Genomic DNA, 23729 nt, shown 5'->3' with positions numbered 1-23729 from the left:
GATGTAAGGAGCAAAATTGTTTCTTCAATCAGTGCTTCTTATCAACATTAATATGCCAGAAGTAAATGAAAAAGTACCTTTTTCCTCAACGAGTTCGTTACTAATACAAAGTGTTGATCCCCACTCTATTGTTTTATTAGTAAGAGGGTACTTAAAACCAAACAATGTAATCCCTTCCACTATTTCAGTAACTGGTACAAAAGATACATAAGGAAAATTTTTATTTTCTTCAATTATATGTGTACCCACTTTTTTAATTGTTATTTCATTTTTATTGTCCACAATACACATTTCTATCTCTACTTCTAACCCTTTTAAAAGCATTTGTATATTTGCCAAACCGTGATCAAGTCTTCCACCGGTAGCACCAAAAATACGAATTAGTGCCGGCTTCTGTCCTAATGCCCAGTTGATTGCAATTTCTAAATCCGTTTGATCTTTTTCCCGCGGAACAATATGTAATTCGTTCGTTTGCTGTCCCATCCATACTAATTCTTCTTCAGTAACTGAATCGTAATCTCCAAACGCAACAGCCGGGGTAATCCCTTTCTTTAATAGACGGTATACCCCCCTATCAACCGCAGCCCACACTACTTCCTCATTCTTATATCGAGCAAAATCTGCGCAATATTCCGAAGGTCCTCCTGCCAAAATATGAATAATCATTTTTTCTTCCCCTTCCATTGTAAAAAGGCAATCTGCCATTCGGTAGATTGCCTTTTTACATATTTTTACCCTATCCTATGAATACCTTACTAGGATAAAAGTTCATCACTACCCACGAATTACGCGAATTGCTTCACCGCGGTCTTTTTGATTGTATACTGCTGATCCAGCTACAAGTACATTTGCTCCTGCTTCCACACAAAGTCTTGCTGTTTCAGCGTTTACACCACCATCAACTTCAATTTCTACTTCTAGATTGCGCTCTTTCACCATGTCTGCAACTTGTTTAATTTTCGGTAATACAGAATGGATAAACTTCTGTCCACCAAATCCAGGGTTTACTGTCATAAGTAATACCATATCTATATCTTCTAATACATGCTCAATCACTGAAACTGGCGTATGTGGATTTAATACAACGCCCGCTTTAATACCGTGAGATTTAATTAACTGAATTGTACGATGCAGATGTGGACACGCCTCTACGTGAACAGTAATAATATCCGCTCCCGCTTGTGCGAAAGTCGGGATATAGTTATCAGGATTTTCAATCATTAAATGTACATCTAATGGTAATGATGTAATTGGACGGATTGCTTCTACAATTAATGGTCCAATCGTAATATTTGGTACGAAGTGTCCATCCATTACGTCAACGTGAATGTAATCCGCTCCGCCCTTTTCTACATCTTTAATCTCTTCCCCTAATTTTGAAAAATCTGCTGATAAAATCGATGGTGCAATTTTAATCATAACTAATACCTCGGCTTTCTCTCTCTAATTTCTTCTACGAATTGTTTATAGTTCTTATAGCGATATTCTGTAATCTTCCCTTCTTCAACCGCAGCTTTCACAGCACATTTCGGTTCAGAAAGATGTGTACACCCTCTAAATTTACAGTATTGGCTCGCTTCTTTCAACTCTGGAAAACAATATGTAAGATCTTCTACTTCTATATCAATGAAATCTAGTGAACTAAAACCCGGTGTATCTGCTACTAGTCCACTCCCAATTGCAATTAATTCTACGTGTCTTGTCGTATGCTTCCCGCGTCCTAAATGGGAGGAAATATCATTTGTTTTCAGCTCTAATTCTGGACGTAGCACATTAAGCATTGAAGATTTCCCAACACCAGATTGACCCGCAACGACAGAAACACAATTTTCTAAGTATGGTTTTAATATATCAATACTTTCTGACGTATTAATAGAAGTAAATAAAACATCATAACCCATCTCACGATAATCATTCGCATAAGCTTCAACAGTTGCTTTCATCTTTTCATCTACTAAATCCATCTTGCTAATACAAATAATTGGCTTAATGTTATGATATTCAATCAGCACTAAAAATCGATCTAACAGTCCAGGATTAAAATCTGGTTCTACTGCAGAGAACACAAGGATCGCTTGATCGACATTAGCAATAGGAGGTCTAACAAGTTCATTTTTTCGATCAAACACTTCAAGCACATAACCTTCAGTTGGATTATCTGCCTGAAAAACAACTTGGTCTCCTACAAGTGGTGTAATTTTATTTTTTCTAAATACACCTCGCCCACGACATTGCGTAACCCCTTCTTCATGCTGCACGTAATAAAACCCACTTAAAGCTTTTATAATTTTTCCTTCTGGCATAGAATTCTCCTTTTTTTGTATAAGGTGATGCTGAATTTAAAAATGAATGGATTTAAATTTTCCAAATAACGATTTCAAAGCCTACCATATATACTTTCGCTAATATACATTAAATTTCCCATTAAATGCAAAAAAATATTTACAGCTGCATCACTTTACTAGCTTTTTGAATCATATATTTTTGCCTGCTATACCGTCCACTTTGTAGACAGCATAACAGGCAATAATAATAATAATAATAATAATAATAATAATAATAAGTAGACTTTCACTATTATTGAGTTGGATATGGTACTTCTTTATCAATAATCGTTACTCCATCTCGTACAATTTTATAGTGTCCCTTTGAACCTTCTTGAATTACAAATTCTAAAGAAATAGTCGCTGATTCAGTAATTGTTCTCGTTTCAACCGGTCTATCCATTTTTTGCTGCATGTCTTCTTTATAAATTTCTATTGTTTGCGGCTTTTTTTCACCTGTTACAGCAGGCTCATATGGGATAGAGATATTGTCCACTTTTACCGTTTTAGTCACTTTAGGCTTTTGACCATCAGAGATAATAATAGTTACTTTATCTCCCTCTTTTAATGGTGTACCTGGTTTTGGAAATTGCGAAATTACAAGTCCTTTTTCGACTGAATCTGAATACTCTCGTTTTATATCTGACGTTAGTTTTCTCTCATTCAAATAACCAGTTACACTATTTTCAGTCCACCCCGAAAAGTCACCTGGTCTAATTTGATAAGGACCTTTACTTACCCAGATTTTCAGTTCTTGCTCCGCTTCTATAACCATTTGATCAGGCGTCGGAATTTGCTCTACAATTTCACCTTTCGGCTTATCATTTTCAATATAATTTACTGTAACTTGTTTATATTTTTCTTCTAACTCAGCTTTTACACTCTCAAAGTTTTGCCCTGTGAAATTCGCCATCTTACTTTTCTTTTTTCCACCTGATTGATAGATAGTAATTTTAGCGTTTTCTTTTACGACTCTTCCTGCTACAGGTTCCGTTTTTATTACATCCCCAACTTCAATATCATCTGTATATACAATATTAGGCTCCGTCACCTCAAAGCCCTTTTCTACTAACGTATTTACAGCTGTCGTGTATTTCATACCAGCCACATCAGGAACTTTCACATCTTTCGGAATAAATAATCCTGGAATAACCGTAAGCGCTAATGTTATTCCTATTGCTAAAAATAAAAATGTTGAAATTAAAACTTTAAGCCACTTGTTACTCCGTTTTTTCTTCTTATCTAACTCAGCTGCTTCTGCTCTTATCGGTTCTTCCACTTTACTCCCTTTTAAAACAATCGTTTCATCACTTACATTTTCAAATAATTGTTCTTGTTGAATAATCGGAATCGCTTTCGTCGCTTCCATATCTTCTGGTATGTAAAATGGTTGCTCATTTATCCTCTCTGGATATAGCGCAGTTTCAATATCTCGCTTCATAGCATTGGCAGATTGATATCGATGGAAAGGATCTTTTGCAGTTGCCTTTAATATAATATTTTCAACACTTTGCGGAATATTTTCATTCCATCTTTTTGGTGATGGGATTTCACTTTGTAAATGTTTTAAAGCTATAGCAACAGCAGATTCGCCAGAAAACGGTTGTCTTCCTGTTAACAATTCAAACATAACTATTCCAAGAGAATAAATATCCGATTGTTTATTTGCTATCCCGCCACGTGCCTGTTCTGGTGATAAATAATGGACTGAACCCAGTACTGAATTTGTATGTGTAATTGTTGTTGCACTTGTAGCTGTCGCAATTCCAAAATCTGTTACTTTTATTATTCCATCAGCTCGAATTAAAATATTGTGCGGCTTTATATCACGATGCACAATTTCAAAATGATGGGCGTGTGCCATGGCGGATGTTAACTGCTCCATAATATCAAGAGCTTCTCCTATAGGTAACATACCTCGCTCAATTATGTATTGCTTCAATGTTTGCCCGGGTACATATTCCATGACAAGATAATATATACCATCTTCTTCTCCGACATCATACATATTCACAATATTTGGATGCGACAACGTTGTAACAGACTGCGCTTCTCGATGGAAACGTTTAATAAACTCTTCGTTATTTGAGTAGTCGAGTCTTAATATTTTTACCGCTACATCTCGGCCAAGTATATCATCATGAGCTAAATATACATTGGCCATTCCGCCACCACCAATCATTTTCAGCAGCTTATAACGGTCATTTAAGCGTTTTCCAATCAGCACGTTGCACTTCACCTACTTTCGTTTGTCGAACCCGCATAATCAATAAGAACAAGTGTGATATTATCTTCTCCACCGCGATCATTCGCCAATTGAATGAGACGCTGCCCTTTACCTTCAAGCTGTTCATTTAACTGTAAAATTTGTTGCATATCATCAATAGAAACTTTGTTTGATAACCCATCAGAGCAAAGAAGTAATTGATCATCTTCCTCAAGCACCAACGTTTTAACATCTAATCCAACTTTTTCTTCTGTTCCTAACGCTCTTAATAACACATTCTTTTTCGGATGATACTCTGCATCTTCCTTTGAAATTTCACCATGTCTCACAAGCTCATTTACAAGCGAATGATCTTCCGTTACAAGCGTCATTTCTCCTTCTGATACCATATAGCAACGACTATCTCCTATATGCCCTATCGTCACAAAACTTGGTGTACAAACAGCTATTATAAGCGTTGTTCCCATACCATTACATTCTACATTTTGTTGAGCGTATTCATATATGCGCTCATTAATAATCCCAACACTAGTATGTAACCATTGTTCTACTTTTTTCGGTTCATTCATATTATGCGTTTGCTTCCAATAATCATGGAATAATTGAATGGCCATCGAGCTAGCTACATCACCAGCTCGATGACCTCCCATTCCATCTGCTACTACCGCTAAAACATTTCCATCTAAATTGTGAAAAACTCCTGCACTATCTTCATTATGTTGACGAACTTTTCCTTTATCCGATAGAAATACGGCTTTCATCTCGTCACCTCGTCTCTTCTTTGCGCTCCTTCGCACGCAACTGACCGCAGGCTGCGTCAATATCATGACCTTGTTCACGGCGAATCGTTACATTCACTCCACGATCTTTTAACGTTTTCTCGAACAAGAAAATTTGCTCACGTGGTGTACGTACATAATCACGTTCAGGTACGTAGTTTACCGGGATTAAGTTTACATGACATTTTACACCTTTTAAGAGCGCAGCAAGCTCTTCAGCGTGCTCAACTTGGTCATTTTCTCCTCCAAATAATCCATATTCAAAAGTAATACGGCGCCCTGTTCTATTTACATAGTATTTAATAGCTTCCATTAAATCCGGTAATTTATAAGCACGGTTAATCGGCATTAATTTTGAACGTAATTCTGAGTTTGGAGCATGCAATGAAATCGCAAAATTAATTTGTAGTTCTTCTTCAGCAAACTTATAAATTTTCGGGATAATTCCACTCGTCGAAACAGTCATATGTCTAGCACCAATATGAAGTCCTTTTTCATGGTTAGTGATGCGTAAGAATCCCATTAAATTATCGTAGTTATCAAATGGTTCTCCAATTCCCATAACAACAAGAGAACTTACACGTTCTTCTGTTTCATCAAGCGCACGCTGAACTTCTACTACTTGCGCTACGATTTCTCCAGCTTCTAGGTTTCGTTTTAGTCCACCAAGTGTCGAAGCACAGAACGTACATCCAATACGACAACCAACTTGCGTTGTTACACAAATGGAATTTCCATATTCATGTCGCATTAATACCGTTTCAATAGAATATCCGTCATATAATTGGAATAAGAATTTAATCGTTCCATCTGAAGACGTTTGTTTTACTAACGTGTTTAAAGTAGTAATATCAAAGGAATTCGACAATTTATCACGCAATCCTTTAGAAAGGTTTGACATATCCTCATAATTTTTTACACGTTTTTTATATAGCCAGTCAAAAATTTGTCCAGCGCGGAACTTCGGTTCTCCTTGTTCCTTTAACCAATCTTGCATTTCATGAAGTTGTAAAGAGTAAATTGATGGTTTCTTCGTTTCTACATTTTTCTTTTGTTTTCTTACAGTTGTTTCCATGATGCTACACCTTCTTCCTTAAACAAGCAATATAAAAGCCATCCGTTGCAAAATAATGCGGTAAAATTTGTACTTGACCTTCATTAATATACGGACTTAATTTTTCTGGCATACGTTCTTTTATCGTAGTATCCCATTCAAATTCAGGATGTTCTTTTAAAAATTTATCTATTACTTGTTCATTTTCTATTTTCTCAATTGTGCACGTACTATAAACAAGACGACCGCCTTGTTTTAATAATGGTGCTATTTTTTCTAGTATCGCAAGTTGAATCGTCGATAATCTTTCACTATCGCCTTTATCTTTTCCTAACTTAATATCAGGCTTACGTCTAATTACACCAAATCCAGAACACGGTGCATCTACCAATATTTTATCAAACGTTTCATTTGCAAAGTGCTCTTGCACTTTTCTAGCATCTAGCGCTTTTGTTTCGACATTTTCTAGACCAAGTCGCTCTGCTTGCTGTTTAATTAAACGTACTTTGTGTGCATGTAAATCAAGGGACATGACCTTACCAGTTCCCTTTAATCGTTCCGCGATATGCGTTGTTTTTCCGCCTGGAGCAGCACAACTATCAAGAACTGCATCTCCCGTATTCGGTTCTAAAGCGCGTGCTACAAGCATAGAACTTTCATCTTGAATAGAAAGAAATCCTTTTTTAAACGCTTCTGTATGCGCTACATTTCCTCTTTCAATCTGAATTGCATCATCTGACAAGTCACCCCGTTTTGCTTCTATACCTTCACTTGCCAACAACTCAATCGCTTCTTCTACCGTTACCTTATCAACATTCACACGTGCTGTTGGTACAGGTGGTAACATGTTTACTTCGCACATTTTCTCTGCAGTTTCTAAGCCATATGCAGAAGTCCACTCTTGTACAAGCCAAACTGGATGACTCGTCGCAATTGCAAGACGTTCTACTGGATCCTTGATTTCATCTACAGAAGGTACACCTTCTCTCTGAATCGAACGTAATACACCGTTCACCATACCAGCAATTCCTTTATGCCCGCGACGCTTTGCAATCTCAACCGCTTCATGAATAGCCGCTCTTTCTGGCACTCGGTCTAAATAAATCATTTGATATAAAGATAAGCGAAGCAATACCCTTACCCACGCCTCAACCTTCTTTTTTAAAAAAGGCTGTAAATAATAATCTAATGTGTCACGACGTTGAATCGTTCCATATACAATTTCAGTTAATAAACCAATATCTTTTCTATCAATTGCACTTTTTTCAATTAGATTATTTAAAAGTAAGTTGCTATATGCACCACTTTTTTCCACTTGAATTAAACCATCAAGAGCTAATTCACGAACATTTTGTCTCATGCATTTTCTCCTAACTTCGTTCCAATTTCAGGTTTTGTTCCACGTAAAAATTGTGAACAACTCATACGCTTTTTACCAGAAGGTTGCAATTCAGTAATTTTAACACCTGTTTCATTACTAGTTGCTACAACAAAACCATCTTCTTCGATTGCAACAATCGTACCTGCTTCAGCCGGTTCAGTTACAGGCACTTTTTCTCCCCACCATACTTTAACAACTTGTCCTGCTAAAGTTGTATAAGCAACTGGCCATGGATTCAATCCGCGAATGTGATTGTATACTTCCTCACCTGTTTTTGTCCAATCAATTTTCTCTTGTTCACGTTTTATATTGTAAGCAAACGTTACTTCTTCTTCGTTTTGTTTAATCGGTTCTAACTTACCTTGAATTAATAAAGGTACTGTTTTAGATAGAAGGTGTGCTCCAGCTTCACTTAATTTATCAAATAATGAGCCTGTCGTTTCACGCTCTTCAATTTCCACTTCCACTTGCGTTAAGATATCACCAGCATCCAATTTTTCTACCATATACATAATTGTAATACCAGTTTTTTCTTTACCTTCCATAATTGCATAATGAATTGGTGCACCACCACGAAGTTCAGGAAGTAAAGAAGCGTGGACATTAATACATCCATACTTCGGTGCTTCTAAAATTTCATTTGGTACAATCTGACCAAATGCAGCTGTTACAATTAAATCTGGCTCTAATGCCAATACTTTTTCATATTCATCTTTTTCACGAATTTTTAACGGCTGTAACACAGGGATACCATGTTTTTCCGCTTCAACTTTAACAGGTGTAGGTGTTAATACTTTTTTTCTACCTACTGGACGATCAGGTTGCGTCACAACACCTACTACCTCATAGCCATCTTCAATAAGACGACGAAGCACCGGCACTGAAAAGTCCGGTGTTCCCATAAACACTACTTTTATCATTTAAAAACCGCTCCTTTTAACACCTATTCTAGTTCGTTTTCTTCATAATATCTTGTCACTTTCGATGTAAATAAAACACCGTGTAAATGATCGATTTCATGTTGAATTGCACGCGCTAAAAATCCTTCCGCTTCTAATAAAAATACTTTCCCACGGCGATTTTGCGCTCTTACTTTAATATAATCGGCACGTTCTACTTCACCATAAAGTCCCGGGAAGCTTAAACAGCCTTCGGGACCTACTTGTTCACCACGTTTTTCTAATATTGATGGATTGATTAACTCGATTTTCCCAGTATCATCATCGACATCAACAACCGCTACTTGCAAGCTTACACCTACTTGAGGCGCAGCTAAACCGACTCCGTCCGCAATTAACATTGTTTCATGCATATCTTTCAACAATTTCACTAACTTTTTATCAAAGTTAATTACTCTTTCGCATGGTGTTTCTAACACTTCATTTGGATGCTTTATTATTTCTAAAACTGCCATATTTCCCTCCGCTACATTAACATTGTTGGATTAAAATCAATTGAGATTTGTAGCTCTTTTTGCATTTCTGCTTGATAATGTTCATTTACCATTTTGAGCACGTTCTTTAAGTTTGGTTCCCGTTTGTATTTTATCATGCATTGATAACGATATCTATCTTTTATCCTTGGAATTGCTGAAGCAACTGGTCCTAACACCATTGTTTGCTGTGAGCAATACGTTCGCAAATACGAGGCAATTTTTTCCGTCACTTGCACCGCTTTTAATAATTCTGGATGAGATACGGTTATGAGTACAACATAGTAATATGGGGGATATTGTCTTGTTCGCCTCATTTGCATTTCTTGGTCAAAAAACACATCATATTGTTGGTTCTTCGCTAACTCTATACTGTAATGTTCTGGCGTATATGTTTGAATCACAACTTCCCCTGGCAATTCATGTCTACCCGCTCGTCCACTTACTTGCGTCAATAACTGATATGTCTTTTCACTTGCCCGAAAATCAGGTAAGTGAAGCATCGTATCTGCAGTTAAAACCCCAACAAGAGTTACTTTCGGAAAATCTAATCCTTTAGCAATCATTTGTGTTCCAAGTAGTATATCTGCTTTTTCTTCCCCAAACGCCTTTAATAATTTTTCATGCATTCCTTTTCGACTTGTCGTATCTACATCCATTCGAATGACTCGCGCCTCTGGAAATAGTTTTGTAATTTCTTCTTCTACCTTTTGTGTACCTGTACCAAAGAAACGAATGTATGTACTTTGACAAGCAGGACACTCAGTTGGCATATTTTCTTCATAACTACAATAATGACATTTTAAACGATGATTCATTTTATGATATGTCAATGAAATATCACAATGCGGACATTGTACAACATATCCACAATCACGGCACATAACAAATGTAGAATGACCTCTTCTATTTAAAAATAGTACCATCTGTTCTTTCTTTTCTAATCGATCTGCTATTTTTTCATGCAGCGCCTTAGAAAACATTGATCTATTCCCGTCACGAAGTTCTTCTCGCATGTCAACAATCTCTACCGTTGGTAAAGCTTGTTCATTCATACGTTTTTCCATTGTTAGTAGTTCATAAACACCTTTTTTCGCCCTTGCAAACGATTCAAGTGTTGGTGTCGCACTACCAAGAACGATAGGACATTTATGATATTGCCCTCTCCAGATAGCTACATCTCTTGCATGATACCTCGGATTATCTTCTTGTTTGTAACTTGATTCATGCTCTTCATCAATAATAATAATCCCTAAATTCTCAAAAGGCGCAAAAACGGCTGAACGCGCACCAACTACAACTTTCACTTCTTTTCTTAAAATCTTACGCCACTCGTCATACTTTTCTCCAACAGACAACGCACTATGAAGAACTGCAACTTGCGAGCCAAACCTACCTTTAAAACGATCCACCATTTGGGGCGTTAGTGCAATTTCAGGAACAAGAACGATAGCTTCTTTTCCTTTCTCGAGCACTGCTGCTATAGATTGTAAATATACTTCTGTCTTTCCACTTCCTGTAACACCATATAGTAAAAATGGATTATAAGTTTCATTTGTAATTGATGATAAAATCGGTGTAATAACTTGATTTTGTTCCTCCGTAAGTGGAAATGGTTTCGTTTGTTCAAAATCATCATCGTCATACGGATTTCGGTATACTTCCACATACTTTTCTGAAATGAAGCCCTTTTTAACAAGTGCTTTTATTGGAGCATCTGTTATTTGTAACTCTTCTGTAATTATTTTCAACGGTACACTTTTATAATTTTCCACAAAATAATAAAGTACATCTTGTTGTTTTTTACTTTTCAGTTCAAATGCCGCTAATTCCAATTTATCTTCTGGCAACTCCGGCTGAACAACTCTTTGCTTCTTCTTTTGTACTTTATCTTTCACTTGATAAACGACTTCAACCGTACCATTTTTAATTTCTTGTTGAATAGTCCGGTATAAATGTGGCTGCTGCTCGATTACTTCAAAATCAATTGCTTCTTTATCCTGAAATAAATATAGTATTTCAGATGCTATTTCTTCCTGCTTACAAATTTGTAGACGTTTTTTATACGTTGCTTTTATCGCAGTTGGAAGCATCACTTGAAAAGCTGAAATCATGTAGCATAACGTTTCACTTGTAAGCCAATATCCAAGCTTTAATAATTCATCATTTAAAACCGGTGTTACATCTAATATTTCATGGATTGTCTTTAACTTCTTACTTTCTACATCCACCGAATCTTTAATCCCAATAATAAAACCTTGTAATTTCCTTGGCCCAAACGGAACTACTACACGCATTCCTGTCTGTACAATATCTTCCCATTTTTCAGGGATAATGTAATCAAATGGTCGATCTGTCTGACGGGCAGGTACATCAACAATTACACTTGCAAATTTCATAAACGATCATCTTCTAACATCATTTCAATTTGCTTTAATATTTCACGAGCTACCTCTTTTTTCAGTAAAAGTGGTAACTCAATAACTTTTCCATCTTTTCTATACATTGTTACAATATTCGTATCCGTGCCAAATCCAGCTCCTTGCGCTTTTACATCATTCGCGACAATCATATCTGCATTTTTCTCACGTAGTTTTTTCGTTGCATATTCCTCTACATTTGTCGTTTCAGCAGCAAAACCGATAAGTAACTGTTTATCCTTTTTCTGACCTAACGTTTTTAAAATATCCACCGTTCTTTCGAGTTCAATGACAGCATCACCATTTTGCTTTTTCATTTTATTATCATGAACATATTTCGGACGATAATCTGCAACTGCTGCTGTTTTAATGACAACGTCTACGTTTTGATAATGTTGAAGAACTGCTTCTAACATATCTTGTGCAGATTCCACTTGCACTGTCGTTACATGTAACGGTGGATTTAATGCTGTCGGTCCTGAAACGAGTATAACATCAGCGCCTAAATTCGCCGCCATTTCTGCAATCGCATACCCCATTTTTCCAGAAGAAAAATTCGTCATAAAACGAACTGGATCAACTTTTTCACGTGTTGGGCCAGCAGTTATTAATATTCTTTTTCCCTGCAATGGTTTGTGTTCTGAGAAAGCTTCCTCTAACCGTGCAATAATCGCTTCAGGTTCTTCTAGTCGTCCCTTCGCTACATATCCACATGCTAAAAAGCCTTCCCCAGGCTCAATAAATGTATATCCTAGCGTTTTCAATGTCATCATATTTTTTTGAACAATTTTATTTTCATACATATGCACATTCATAGCAGGCGCAATCCATACCGGGGCTGTAGTAGCTAACAGAGTAGTTGTAATCATATCATCTGCAATACCACCAGCTAACTTTCCAATACAATTGGCAGTAGCAGGTGCGACAAGTACAACATCCGCCCAATCTGCTAAATCAATATGAGCAATAACAGCCGAGTCTTTCTCATCAAACGTATCCGTATATACATCATGGCGAGAAAGCGCTTGGAATGTAAGAGGCGTAACAAACTTCATTGCCGACTCACTCATCATTACTTTTACAATCGCGCCAGATTGTGTCAATTTACTCGTTAACGCAGCTGCTTTAAAAACCGCAATGCCTCCTGTTACACATAGAAGTATCTTTTTCCCTTTTAGCATATGACTCGTCCTCTTTCTTTTTCAAACTTATAATACTGAAATAGAATTCCCAGCTCGTCAGTACCAATATTTCATTCCTTTCGTAAAAAAATAACAACCTACTTGTAAATAGGTTGTTACCGTTACATAGAAAATTATAAAGTCTATGTTTTATTTTGTCGAAGGCAAAGGCTTATTCAGCTACTTTATCTTCACTTGGTACGTAGCTTAATGCTTCTGCATCGATTTCTTCTAATGCTTTACCTACACATTTATGAGAAACAGGTTGCTCTACAACACAGTTATTAGCAAGTTGCATTTCACGTGCGCGTTTTGCAGCCACTGTTACTAATGTGTACTTAGAATCGATTTTTTGTAGTAATGAGTCAATTGATGGATTTAACATAATTATAGACCCTCCGTCATTTCTTTATAATATTTTGCTACCCTTTCGCGGCGGCAATGTTCGCCAACCACAATTGCTTTAATTCTATCACAAGCTAATTCAACTTGATCGTTTTCTACTACATAGTCGTAAGCGTCCATCATCTCGATTTCTTCTTTCGCTACAGTTAAACGATTTTCAATAACATCTTCAGTCTCTGTACCACGTCCGACAATACGGCTCTTTAGTTCAGATAAACTTGGAGGTGCTAAGAAAATAAATACACCTTCTGGGAAAGCTTTCTTAACTTGAATTGCTCCTTGCACTTCAATTTCTAAGAATACATCTTTTCCTTCTTGTAATGTTTTTTCAACATAGTCAATTGGTGTTCCGTAATAATTACCTACGAACTCAGCCCACTCAAGTAATCTTTCATTACGAATCATTTCCTCAAATTCTTCTCTTTCTTTAAAGAAATAATCCACACCATCTACTTCACCTTCACGCGGCTTACGTGTCGTTACTGAAATAGAGTACTGAAAACGTGTATCCTCATGGCTAAACAGCTCTTTACGAACCGTTCCTTTTCCAACCCCAGAAGGCCCTGAAAGAACGATGAGCAATCCTCTTCTACTTCTCATAAATATGTAAAACCTACCCTTCCTCACTTAAATCTTCTTTATTATTCAAACGATGTGCAATCGTCTCTGGTTGAATTGGACTTAATACAACATGCCCATCATCCATAACAATAACCGCCCTTGTTTTTCTCCCATACGTAGCATCAAGCAAAGCATTATGTTCGCGTGCTTCTTGTACTGTTCGTTTAATAGGAGCTGACTCCGGACTTACAATAGCAATAATTCGATGAGCAGATACAATATTTCCGTATCCAATATTTAAAAACCGCATGGCCATAGTTTGCGCCTCCTAGTAAGTCTATCCGATTTCTCCACCACGTATAACTTTATATATTTTTTGAAAGCTACTCAATATTTTGTACTTGTTCACGAATTTTTTCAAGGTTATTTTTCATTTCTACAACATATTTTGAAATTGTTAAGTCATTTGCCTTAGAACCAATCGTATTAATTTCTCTATGCATCTCTTGCACGATGAAATCCATTTTCCTTCCAACAGGCTCTTCAATCTGCAATGTTTCACGAAATTGCTCTAAATGACTTTGCAAACGAACTAACTCTTCATGAATATCACAACGCTCTGCAAAGATTGCGACTTCTGTTAGCAATCTTTGTTCATCTAACTCTTGATTATGTAATTCTTTTAAGCGATTTTCTAATCGTTCACGATATTTTTGTGTAACAATTGGTGCATGTGGAATAATTGCATTTACACAATTGCTAATCTCTTGTAAACGATACGCTATATCTTTATGTAATCGTTCTCCTTCGTCATCTCTCATCGTTTTCAACATATGAGCAGCTTGACGAACAGCCTCATATAAACTGTTCTCAAAATGTTCATTTACATTTTCTATTTCTTCAATTGCTGTTACTTCTGGCATTGCCATTAATTGCTCGAGTGTAATAGAATCTTGTAATTGAAACTTTCCTTTTATATCTTCCATCATCGATTGGTACTGCTCAAGAAGTGACCAATTCACACTTAATTTTCTTTCAACAAGTCCTTCACCTGCTATACTAATAGACACTTCAATGCGTCCACGTCGAACTTGCTGTGCAATTATTTTACGAATTTTGTCCTCAAATACCATCATTTGCTTAGGAAGTCGAATACTCATCTCTAAAAAACGGTGGTTCACCGATTTCATTTCTACTGTAATTTGAAAAGTATCACTTTCTACTTTCGATCTTCCAAACCCTGTCATACTAGAAATCATTTTTATCACATCCAAGCCATAAAATAACTCAATGAAAAAGGTAATAGAGACAAGGCTCTACTACCTTCTGTAAATTATATCACATTTTCATAACATTGACTATTTCAAGTTTAATCCCTTCTTATATAACATTGGCTTTTTCTTTTTCGCCTTTTTCCCTGTTAATAAAGAACCTACTAGTAAGAAAGTCGGAATTGATGACAAACCTCCAATTAATAACCAATCTCTTGCTTGTATCGGCATTGTGCTAAAAATCGGTTGTAACGGTGGATAATATATCACCACTAGCATGAGTAGTAATGAAATGATAACCGCCCCTACTAAATACACGTTCCCAAATGGATTACGATGAAAGACAGAATGCTCACTACGACAATCAAATACATGAATAAGCTGAGCAAGTACCAACGTCGCGAACGCTACAGTTTGTGCATATTTCAGTTCATTTGGATGTTGGTTATACGCAATAATAAACGCTACTAACGTCACTGCCCCAATTAAAAAACCTCGACTTATTATTTTCCACGCAAGCCCTCTAGCGAATACCCCTTCTTTCGGGTGGCGCGGCGTTCTCTTCATCACATCTCCTTCAGCCTTATCCAAACCTAATGCCATCGCTGGTAAACCATCAGTAACTAAGTTCACCCATAAAATTTGAATAGGAACCATCGGCAGGGGTAATGCAAGTAACATCGCAAATAACATAACTAAAATTTCTCCAACATTTGATGCTAATAAATATCGGATGAACTTACGTATGTTCTCGTATATATTTCTTCCTTCTTTAATCGCTGACTTAATTGTAGCAAAATTATCGTCTAGTAAAACAAGTGAAGAGGCTTCTTTTGCAACATCTGTCCCTGTAATCCCCATCGCTATCCCAATATCCGCTGTTTTTATAGCTGGAGCATCGTTCACTCCATCACCTGTCATCGCTACTATATGCCCTTGATTTTGCAGTGCCTTAACAATTTTTAATTTATGTTCAGGTGATACACGAGCGAATACATACGTATCTTCTACAACATTTTCTAATTCCTCCACATCCATATTCGCGAGTTCTACTCCTTCAACAACGCGTCCATCTGGTGGCAAAACTCCTAATTGTTCAGCAATCGCCATTGCTGTCACTTTATGATCACCTGTAATCATTACTGTTCGAATACCAGCTTCTTTACACTCTTTTACCGCCTGCGCCACTTCTGGTCTTGGTGGGTCAATCATACCTTGTATCCCAACCAACATAAAATCTTTTTCAACGTCTCTTTCATGTTCAATAGAATCCGTTATTTTTAAAGGTTTAAACGCAACTGCAATTGTTCGAAGCGCTTGACTACCTAAGCTATGAATAGCCGCCTGTACTTCTTTTCTATATAGCTCACTTAACGGCTGTTGCTTATCCCCCCATAAAATCGTTTGACTCATTTGTAAAAGAACATCCGGTGCTCCCTTCGTAACAATAAACTTTTTCCCCTCTCGATCTCGTACAATAACACTCATCATTTTTCGAGTTGAATCAAATGGAAATTCACGAATAACTTCAAATTTCCCTTTCAATGCCTCACATGTTATCCCAGCTTTCATTGCTGCAGCTACAAGCGCTCCCTCTGTTGGATCTCCATCTAATACGTACGCCTTTTTCTTTTGAATAATATTTGCATTGTTACATAGTGAACCAAATGTAAGTAGCTGATAAAGTGCTTTTGTCTTAGCTGGATTCACTTCTTTTTCACCTTTCATAAAAGAGCCATTAGGTTCATATCCTTGCCCTGTCACTTTCCACAATTCTCCGCCTGACCACATATGTGTTACCATCATTTTGTTTTGCGTCATTGTTCCCGTTTTATCAGAACATATAACAGAAGCACAACCTAACGTTTCTACGGCTGGTAACTTTCGTACAATTGCTCTCTTTTTTATCATACGCTGTACACCAAGTGATAAAGCTACTGTAACAATTGCCGGCAACCCTTCTGGAATAGCCGCAACAGCCAGAGACACACCAGCTAAAAACATATGATATACTTCATTCCCTTGATACACACCAGCTAATACAACGAGTGCTGTCAAAATAAGAGCCACAATAATTAATATTTTTCCGAGCTGTTCTAACCTTCTTTGCAGTGGTGTTTCCATTTGCTCTGCATTTTGTAACATATTTGCAATTTGCCCCATCGCTGTATTCATACCAGTTGCTACAACGACTCCTGTACCAGATCCTCGCGTAATCATTGTCCCCATAAAAGCCATATTTTTTTGATCACCAATTGCAACATCTTGCCCTTGCAATGCTTCTACCTTCTTTTGTACAGGTACGGACTCCCCTGTCAAAGCAGACTCTTCAATATATAAACTTGATGCTTCAACAAGACGCACATCAGCCCCAATACGATCACCACTGGAAAACTTAATAATATCACCTAAAACAAGTGCTTTAGATGGTGCTTTTACCCACTTTCCATTCCGCATTACAGTAACTTGTGGAGCGGCTAGTTCCTTTAAAGCTTCCAATGATTTTTCAGCTTTTCTTTCTTGAAAAAATCCGAGAATACCATTGATAATAACAATGGCAACAATAGCAATAGAATCAATGTATTCACCTAAAAACGCAGAAACAATTGTTGCTCCAAACAAAACGAGTACCATGAAATCTTTAAACTGTGCTAAAAATACCATTAGTGCAGAAGGCCTTTTTGCTTCTTCTAATTCATTAGTACCAAATTTCTTTACGCGCCCTTCTGCTTCTTTCTCTGTAAGTCCAACCTTTACATTCGTATTCGTTCTTTCTTCCACTTCATGTGCCCGCATTCCATACCAGTTCATCCTGCCATCGACCTCCTGATTCCAGACATACTCTATTGAAAGCTTATTCAGCCTCGTCCAAAAAAATGCTATAATTAACTTTTAGTTAGAAAGGAGTGTTCATTTATGGCATTCGATGGATTATTTACAAGAGCAATTACACATGAAATTGCAAATTCTCTTTACACAGGAAGAATTTCCAAAATATATCAACCTTCAAAGTATGAGATTTTATTACATATTCGAGCAAACGGAAAGAACCAAAAACTAATTCTTTCGTCTCACCCTACATATGCGCGTCTGCACTTAACGAATCAAAACTACGATTCACCAGCAATACCGCCAATGTTTTGTATGCTTCTTCGTAAACATTTAGAAGGTGGGTTTATTGAAAAAATTGAACAAATTGACTTAGAACGTATTATTCAAATTACAGTTCGCAGTCGGAATGAAATTGGAGACGAATCATTAAAAACATTAGTAATCGAAATAATGGGCCGACATAGTAACATTATCTTAGTAGATACGAAAACAAACGTTATTTTAGATAGCTTAAAACACATATCTTTAGCGGTAAACCGCCATCGTACTGTATACGCTGGAGCTGAATATATTGCACCACCAGCACAACATAAAATTAACCCACTTCAGATTGAAACAAATGATGAATTTATTAGACCACTAGACTTTCTATCTGGAAACATGGATAAACAGCTTGTCGGCACCTTTACGGGAATATCCCCGTTATTCGCAAAAGAAGTAGTGAAAAAAGCTGGTATGGTAAATGAAAAAGCATTAGCGGATGCATTTTTCTCCATACAAAAACCATTATTAACTCATACATATTCACCAGCGATGACTACTTCAAATGGGAAAGAATTCTTTTATCTTTTCCCTCTTGCACACTTGCAAGGAGAAGATAAGACGTTCTCATCTGTTAGTGAATTGCTTGATCGTTTCTTTTTCGGAAAAGCAGAGCGCGATCGTGTAAAACAACAAGCTCATGATTTAGAACGCTTTATGCAAAATGAAAAAAATAAAAACGAGAAAAAACTCATTAAACTCGAAAAAACACTGCAAGATGCTGGAAAAGCAGATAAATATCAACTATTTGGAGAGCTACTTACAGCTAATATGTACGCTTTGAAAAAAGGCGATAAAGATATTGAGGTCGTTAATTATTACGATGAAAATGGCGGAACTGTAAAAATCACATTAGATCCTTTAAAAACACCATCCGAAAATGCACAACGCTATTTCCAAAAGTATCAAAAAGCAAAAAATTCAGTTGTTGTTGTAGAAGAACAAATTGAAAAAACCAATGAAGAAATTCTTTATTTTGATAGCTTACTTCAACAAATGGAAGCTGCTTCTTCAAAAGATATTGAAGAAATTCGTGAGGAATTAGCTGAAGAAGGTTATGTGCGCAATCGCAAAACGAAAAACGCAAAGAAAAAGCCTACTAAGCCAGTATTAGATAAATATTTAGCAAGTGATGGCACAGAGATTTTCGTTGGTAAAAACAATAAACAAAATGATTATTTAACAACGAAGTTTGCCCGCCGTGATGAAATTTGGTTACATACGAAAGACATACCTGGCTCTCACGTTGTCATTCGTTCTTTAGAGCCTGCTGAAGAAACTTTACTAGAAGCTGCCAAAATTGCCGCTTATTACAGTAAAGCGAAAGAGTCTAGCTCTGTACCTGTTGATTTCACTAAAATACGCCATGTGAAAAAACCGAGTGGTGCAAAACTTGGTTTTGTTACGTACGACAATCAGCAAACCGTATATGTAACACCAGATGCTGATATTGTAATGAAATTAAAAGCGTAAATACAAAAATGCGTTGCTTATAAGCAACGCATTTTTTATATTCGTTCACACTAGTTCATATACCCATTTACTAATTCATAACATCTTGCTTTTGTCATCTTATATTTCTCTTCTGAAGCTTCTATACGCCTCATCGTTCCGTTATTTGTATCAGTACCAATTGCTTTAACTTTACTTTCTTTTTCTTTAACCCACGCAATTTGTTTCGTTTTTAATGACTGAAACGCATCAGGTGACATCGTACTTTTTAATGTACTGTAAATTTCATTTAGTTTATTATCCCACAGTTCATAATTTCCTTCTATTTCATTTACTATGTCATTATCTGACGCAACATTTGCATGTGTTTCTTGATTTTCTAGAGCAGCTAACTCATTTAAAACCTTAGTTTTGCCTATCGCTGACGAAGTTTCTTTTTTAGGTTGCTTCTCTTCTTTAGATGTAACTTGTGAACTCACACTATTTGCCTTAACCGTTTCTTGATCTTGACTATTATTTTCTCTTGCTACCTTTTCCTGTTTTTGCTCATCTAAATTATATGTAATAACCGATGTTTTTGCATCTACAGCAATTAATCTAGCATTTTCTTTAAAAATATATTTTTTGTCACCACTGTCTTCTTCTTTAACAAAATCAACATTCTTAAAGCCTTGAATTTTCAGAAATTCACTAGCTTCTTCCTTCGTAAGTTTTAAATCGCTAGGTATATGCGATGACCATTTATCTATTAACCATTTTCCATCTTTATAAACGAAAATAAATTCCCATATCTCTGCTTCATTTCCCATATCATTTGAAGGTGTGATAGTCTCAATCGTTAAAATATCTTTTTTCTGTGAATATGTTAATCTCATGTTCGGTTTAATATTAATAGGGAATGGTAACATATCCGTCTCTCTTGATCGATTAAATGTTGCAAGCGACTTAGGAAGCTGATTCTCTACAAACTTTTCTGAAACCAATCCTTTAACTCCTTTTTTAGCTGTCTCTAAATCCCCAGGATTATTTCGGCTCCATCCATTTTCTTTTTCCATCTCACTAAACGCATTTGCTATTCCATCTACACTCTTTCTTACAATCTTTTTCGCTTCTTTTTCTGTCACTTCTGGCGCTTCATCAAGCTGTTCAATCGTTTCATTTACTTGAACTTTGTGTTCACTTGTTTCACACCCCGTTATAACAAGCATACTAGCGGCCAAACAAAATGACATTACTTTACTTAATTTCTTCATACACTCACATTCCTTAACCCAGTTTTTTTCGTTACATCTCTTTACCTATAAAAAACGTAACAATCCCTTATTATACCAATTAACTTAATTCGTTTATACAAAAAATATAATATTTAAATTAAAAAGATTTTCGTTTGCGAGTTTATATTATTGTTCAGTCACATAAAAACTTACTGTAAAAATTTTATATATATTTATTTTACATTCGTCTAGTTTTTTTGACACACAGCTACCCTCTTCTCTTTTATTCTAAATAAATATACTGGCACAATTCTTGCTTTATTAATGTAAAAAGGAGGAATTAAAATGAATGTAAGAATAACTAACATCCAAAAACAACTACATAATTACGGAATCGACGGGTTACTTATTACAAAAAAAGAAAACCGTCAATACGCAACAAACTTTACAGGTAGCGCAGGCGTTGTCTTAATCGCTGCGCATAAAGCTATTTTCATTACTGATTTCCGTTACGTAGATCAAGCAAAAACGGAAATAAAAGCAGCAGAAATTATTATGCATAAAGGAAATTTAGAAGAAGAAGTTGCAAATCAAGTATCAAAATTAAACATTCAAAAACTTGGTATAGAAGACAATAATATGACTTTGCAACAATTTAAGAAACTACAAAAATATATACATACAGAAATGGTTCCAGTGTGTGAGATTATTGAAGATATTCGACTTATTAAAGACACATCTGAAATAGAAACAATGAAAATCGCAGCTACAATCGCTGACGAAGCATTTCACCATATTGTTACATTTCTAAAGCCTGGAATAAGCGAGACTGACGTTCGAGATGAGTTAGAATTTTTCATGCGAAAAAAAGGGGCCACATCTTCTTCATTCCAAATCATTGTAGCCTCAGGCGTTCGTTCTTCACTTCCCCATGGAGTTGCATCAAATAAAATAATCGAACGAGGCGATATCGTTACATTAGACTTCGGTGCACTTTACGACGGATATTGTTCCGATATAACACGTACCGTAGCAATCGGGGAACCATCGGAAGAATTCCAAAAAATATACAATGTTGTACGAGAAGCGTTAAAGCGTGGGACTGAAGCAATTAAGCCTGGAGAAACTGCGAAAAGTATCGATGATATAACGAGGAATTACATTACAGAACATGGATACGGTCAATACTTTGGCCACTCTACCGGGCACGGTCTTGGGTTAGAAATACATGAACCACTTCGCTTATCCCAAGAAAGCAAGGCAACTTTACAAGAAGGTATGGTTGTTACAGTTGAGCCGGGCATTTACATACCGAACTGGGGCGGTTGTAGAATCGAAGATGATATTGTCATCACCAAAGATGGTTATGACGTTATTACAAAATCAAATAGAGAACTAATTATAATCCCTTGTTAATATTATGAAGGTTTAAACAAAACTTTTTTTGCACATAGAATTCCTTCTCTGGAGTATTCATTTAAAGAGGGGGAATTTTAATTGAATTTTGTAATTGATAAATTGGAGGGTTTACATGTAGAATTTTCAAAGCTTGTTTCCATGATGAATTACGCTCGCTATACAACAATGCAAGCAGTGGAAAGTTTAACAATTGAAGAACTTGATTATTTATATGATAAGGAAGCAAATTCAATTGGCATGTTATTGTATCATATGGCTGCTATTGAATTTTACTACCAGATTCATACTTTTGAAGACCGTGAACCAACGGAGGCTGAATTAGAACGCTGGTTACCTGGCATTGAATTAGGCGATCTTGGGCGTGAGAAAATAAAAGGAAACGCTATAGAATTTTACATAAATACATTACAAGAAGTACGTTCCAAAACAATCGAGACTTTTCAATCGTTACCTGATGAATGGTTATTTAAAACGACAGACTTTTGGTATGACAAACCAGCAAATAACTATTTTAAGTGGTTTCACGTTTTTGAAGATGAAATCAATCATCGTGGACAAATTCGTTTAATTAAAAAGATGCAAAAAGCTCATGCAGTAAAATGAGGAAATGCCACCGAATAAGGTGGCATTTTCTTTTATTCATTAACGAATAGCTTTTCGTTTACTATTTTAGTGACTACCACTACCAACATTAAAATGCATATTAAATATAGCATTTTCGCAATAAACAACCACCCTTGAAACATTACAATTCCATCTATTATCTCATTTCCTTTCCATAACAAAAACGGAATTGTGCTGATTATAATGACAAATTCGATGCTGAAAACCATTTTCTTTTTTCGACTATATGCTTTCCATTCATTCCAGCGATACATAGGAGCAAAAATCAATACTCCTATACATAATATAACTGGTACCCATTCACTGTTAAGAAATTGTCCTGAAATAATTGATAATAGTAAACAAACTAGCACACCATAATATCCTATTTTTTCTCTCATTCGTACTCCCCCATTCTACTTCTCCTTTAATATGTAACTTGCTATACTTATAACAATTCTTAGAAAAATAACAACTATTATTACAAGATAAAGACCATTTGCAGAAGACATCCATTCTTGAAAAATAGACATTTTCTCCATTTGTTTCTGACCCTCTATTAAAATAACCCCTGCGAACAATGAGCAAACAACGATGATACCTATCATAATTCCGATACTTTTTACTGTATTGTTTCATACCATCCCAGTTATATAAAAGTATAAATACAAACCCGAAAACAGGTATAATACTTATCCATTCATTGTTTGTAAATAGCTTTAAAATGATTAATAGACTACAAGATATGATAAATCCCAAAAATCCATTTTTTTTGTGCATAAGCCCTCCTCGAATTCCATTTTTAGGATTAATTGTATTGTAACATCCATTTTTTATCCTTACCATTGCAGTA

Annotated in this window: 21 protein-coding genes and 1 pseudogene; 3 read left to right on the top strand and 19 right to left on the bottom strand. The window is 36.1% G+C overall.

From position 1 onward, the window contains the following. Positions 1-24 precede the first annotated feature (24 nt). From H6481_RS02900 to H6481_RS02825, 16 genes are all read right to left on the bottom strand, one after another. A complete protein-coding gene (locus H6481_RS02900; protein ID WP_065485034.1) occupies positions 25-705 on the bottom strand; it encodes a thiamine diphosphokinase in 681 nt (226 codons plus the stop codon). A gap of 69 nt (positions 706-774) precedes the next feature. Beyond that, complete coding sequence (rpe, locus tag H6481_RS02895) at positions 775-1419, bottom strand: ribulose-phosphate 3-epimerase (protein WP_000589974.1); 645 nt, start codon at positions 1417-1419, stop codon at positions 775-777. Between the two features lie 2 nt (positions 1420-1421). Beyond that, positions 1422-2303, bottom strand: a complete 882-nt coding sequence (gene rsgA, locus H6481_RS02890; RefSeq protein ID WP_001113932.1) for a ribosome small subunit-dependent GTPase A — start codon at positions 2301-2303, stop codon at positions 1422-1424. A gap of 274 nt (positions 2304-2577) precedes the next feature. Next, positions 2578-4551, bottom strand: coding sequence for a Stk1 family PASTA domain-containing Ser/Thr kinase (gene pknB, locus H6481_RS02885; RefSeq protein ID WP_000904746.1), 1974 nt, complete (start codon positions 4549-4551; stop codon positions 2578-2580). A gap of 8 nt (positions 4552-4559) precedes the next feature. Further along, positions 4560-5312 (bottom strand): Stp1/IreP family PP2C-type Ser/Thr phosphatase, encoded by a 753-nt coding sequence (locus H6481_RS02880; RefSeq protein WP_000648708.1) that lies wholly within the window; start codon positions 5310-5312, stop codon positions 4560-4562. A gap of 4 nt (positions 5313-5316) precedes the next feature. Then, positions 5317-6405 carry a 23S rRNA (adenine(2503)-C(2))-methyltransferase RlmN gene (gene rlmN / locus H6481_RS02875; RefSeq protein ID WP_000450550.1) on the bottom strand — a complete coding sequence of 363 codons (1089 nt, stop codon included), beginning with the start codon at positions 6403-6405 and terminating at the stop codon, positions 5317-5319. Positions 6406-6409: 4 nt separating this feature from the next. Further along, complete coding sequence (rsmB, locus tag H6481_RS02870; protein ID WP_001249664.1) at positions 6410-7744, bottom strand: 16S rRNA (cytosine(967)-C(5))-methyltransferase RsmB; 1335 nt, start codon at positions 7742-7744, stop codon at positions 6410-6412. Next, on the bottom strand, positions 7741-8685 hold the full coding sequence (gene fmt, locus H6481_RS02865) for a methionyl-tRNA formyltransferase (RefSeq protein WP_000598805.1): 945 nt from the start codon (positions 8683-8685) through the stop codon (positions 7741-7743). Before fmt ends, rsmB begins: the two co-directional genes overlap by 4 nt. Positions 8686-8708: 23 nt before the next feature. Continuing rightward, positions 8709-9179, bottom strand: coding sequence for a peptide deformylase (gene def / locus H6481_RS02860; protein ID WP_000279455.1), 471 nt, complete (start codon positions 9177-9179; stop codon positions 8709-8711). Positions 9180-9190: 11 nt separating this feature from the next. After that, a complete protein-coding gene (gene priA, locus H6481_RS02855) occupies positions 9191-11596 on the bottom strand; it encodes a primosomal protein N' (RefSeq protein WP_182811008.1) in 2406 nt (801 codons plus the stop codon). Next, positions 11593-12798: a bifunctional phosphopantothenoylcysteine decarboxylase/phosphopantothenate--cysteine ligase CoaBC gene (coaBC, locus tag H6481_RS02850; protein ID WP_182811006.1), complete on the bottom strand. Its 1206-nt coding sequence runs from the start codon at positions 12796-12798 to the stop codon at positions 11593-11595. The genes priA and coaBC overlap by 4 nt, the downstream gene beginning before the upstream one ends. A 172-nt stretch (positions 12799-12970) precedes the next feature. Then, complete coding sequence (gene rpoZ / locus H6481_RS02845) at positions 12971-13183, bottom strand: DNA-directed RNA polymerase subunit omega (protein WP_000933961.1); 213 nt, start codon at positions 13181-13183, stop codon at positions 12971-12973. Between the two features lie 2 nt (positions 13184-13185). Then, entirely contained in the window at positions 13186-13803 is a 618-nt protein-coding gene (gene gmk / locus H6481_RS02840; RefSeq protein ID WP_001257742.1) for a guanylate kinase, read from the bottom strand. Positions 13804-13816: 13 nt separating this feature from the next. Further along, positions 13817-14080 carry a DUF370 domain-containing protein gene (locus H6481_RS02835; RefSeq protein ID WP_001251456.1) on the bottom strand — a complete coding sequence of 88 codons (264 nt, stop codon included), beginning with the start codon at positions 14078-14080 and terminating at the stop codon, positions 13817-13819. Between the two features lie 67 nt (positions 14081-14147). After that, entirely contained in the window at positions 14148-15023 is an 876-nt protein-coding gene (locus H6481_RS02830; RefSeq protein ID WP_000625865.1) for a YicC/YloC family endoribonuclease, read from the bottom strand. 99 nt (positions 15024-15122) lie between these two features. Next, on the bottom strand, positions 15123-17846 hold the full coding sequence (locus tag H6481_RS02825) for a calcium-translocating P-type ATPase, SERCA-type (protein ID WP_182811004.1): 2724 nt from the start codon (positions 17844-17846) through the stop codon (positions 15123-15125). A gap of 105 nt (positions 17847-17951) precedes the next feature. Between H6481_RS02825 and H6481_RS02820 the strand changes: the two genes are divergently transcribed. Then, positions 17952-19661, top strand: coding sequence for an NFACT RNA binding domain-containing protein (locus tag H6481_RS02820; protein WP_000863271.1), 1710 nt, complete (start codon positions 17952-17954; stop codon positions 19659-19661). Between the two features lie 50 nt (positions 19662-19711). Here the strand turns inward: H6481_RS02820 and H6481_RS02815 are convergent, their stop codons facing one another. Beyond that, positions 19712-20893 (bottom strand): lysozyme inhibitor LprI family protein, encoded by a 1182-nt coding sequence (locus H6481_RS02815; protein WP_098852188.1) that lies wholly within the window; start codon positions 20891-20893, stop codon positions 19712-19714. Positions 20894-21199: 306 nt separating this feature from the next. On the opposite strand from H6481_RS02815, the gene H6481_RS02810 reads away from it, so the two are divergent. Beyond that, positions 21200-22270, top strand: a complete 1071-nt coding sequence (locus H6481_RS02810) for a Xaa-Pro peptidase family protein (protein ID WP_001102865.1) — start codon at positions 21200-21202, stop codon at positions 22268-22270. 81 nt (positions 22271-22351) lie between these two features. Further along, positions 22352-22876, top strand: coding sequence for a DUF664 domain-containing protein (locus H6481_RS02805; RefSeq protein ID WP_001012056.1), 525 nt, complete (start codon positions 22352-22354; stop codon positions 22874-22876). Positions 22877-22908: 32 nt separating this feature from the next. Here the strand turns inward: H6481_RS02805 and H6481_RS02800 are convergent, their stop codons facing one another. Both H6481_RS02800 and H6481_RS02795 read right to left on the bottom strand, forming a co-directional pair. After that, entirely contained in the window at positions 22909-23277 is a 369-nt protein-coding gene (locus tag H6481_RS02800) for a YoqO family protein (protein ID WP_001208250.1), read from the bottom strand. Between the two features lie 15 nt (positions 23278-23292). Further along, positions 23293-23656: pseudogene (locus H6481_RS02795) on the bottom strand (YoqO family protein). Positions 23657-23729: the final 73 nt, after the last annotated feature.

The organism is Bacillus sp. ME78 (assembly GCF_903970865.1).
GTDB lineage: Bacteria > Bacillota > Bacilli > Bacillales > Bacillaceae_G > Bacillus_A > Bacillus_A cereus.
The sequence above is the reverse complement of the archived record's forward strand: the minus strand, read 5'-3'. Positions and strand labels throughout refer to the sequence as shown.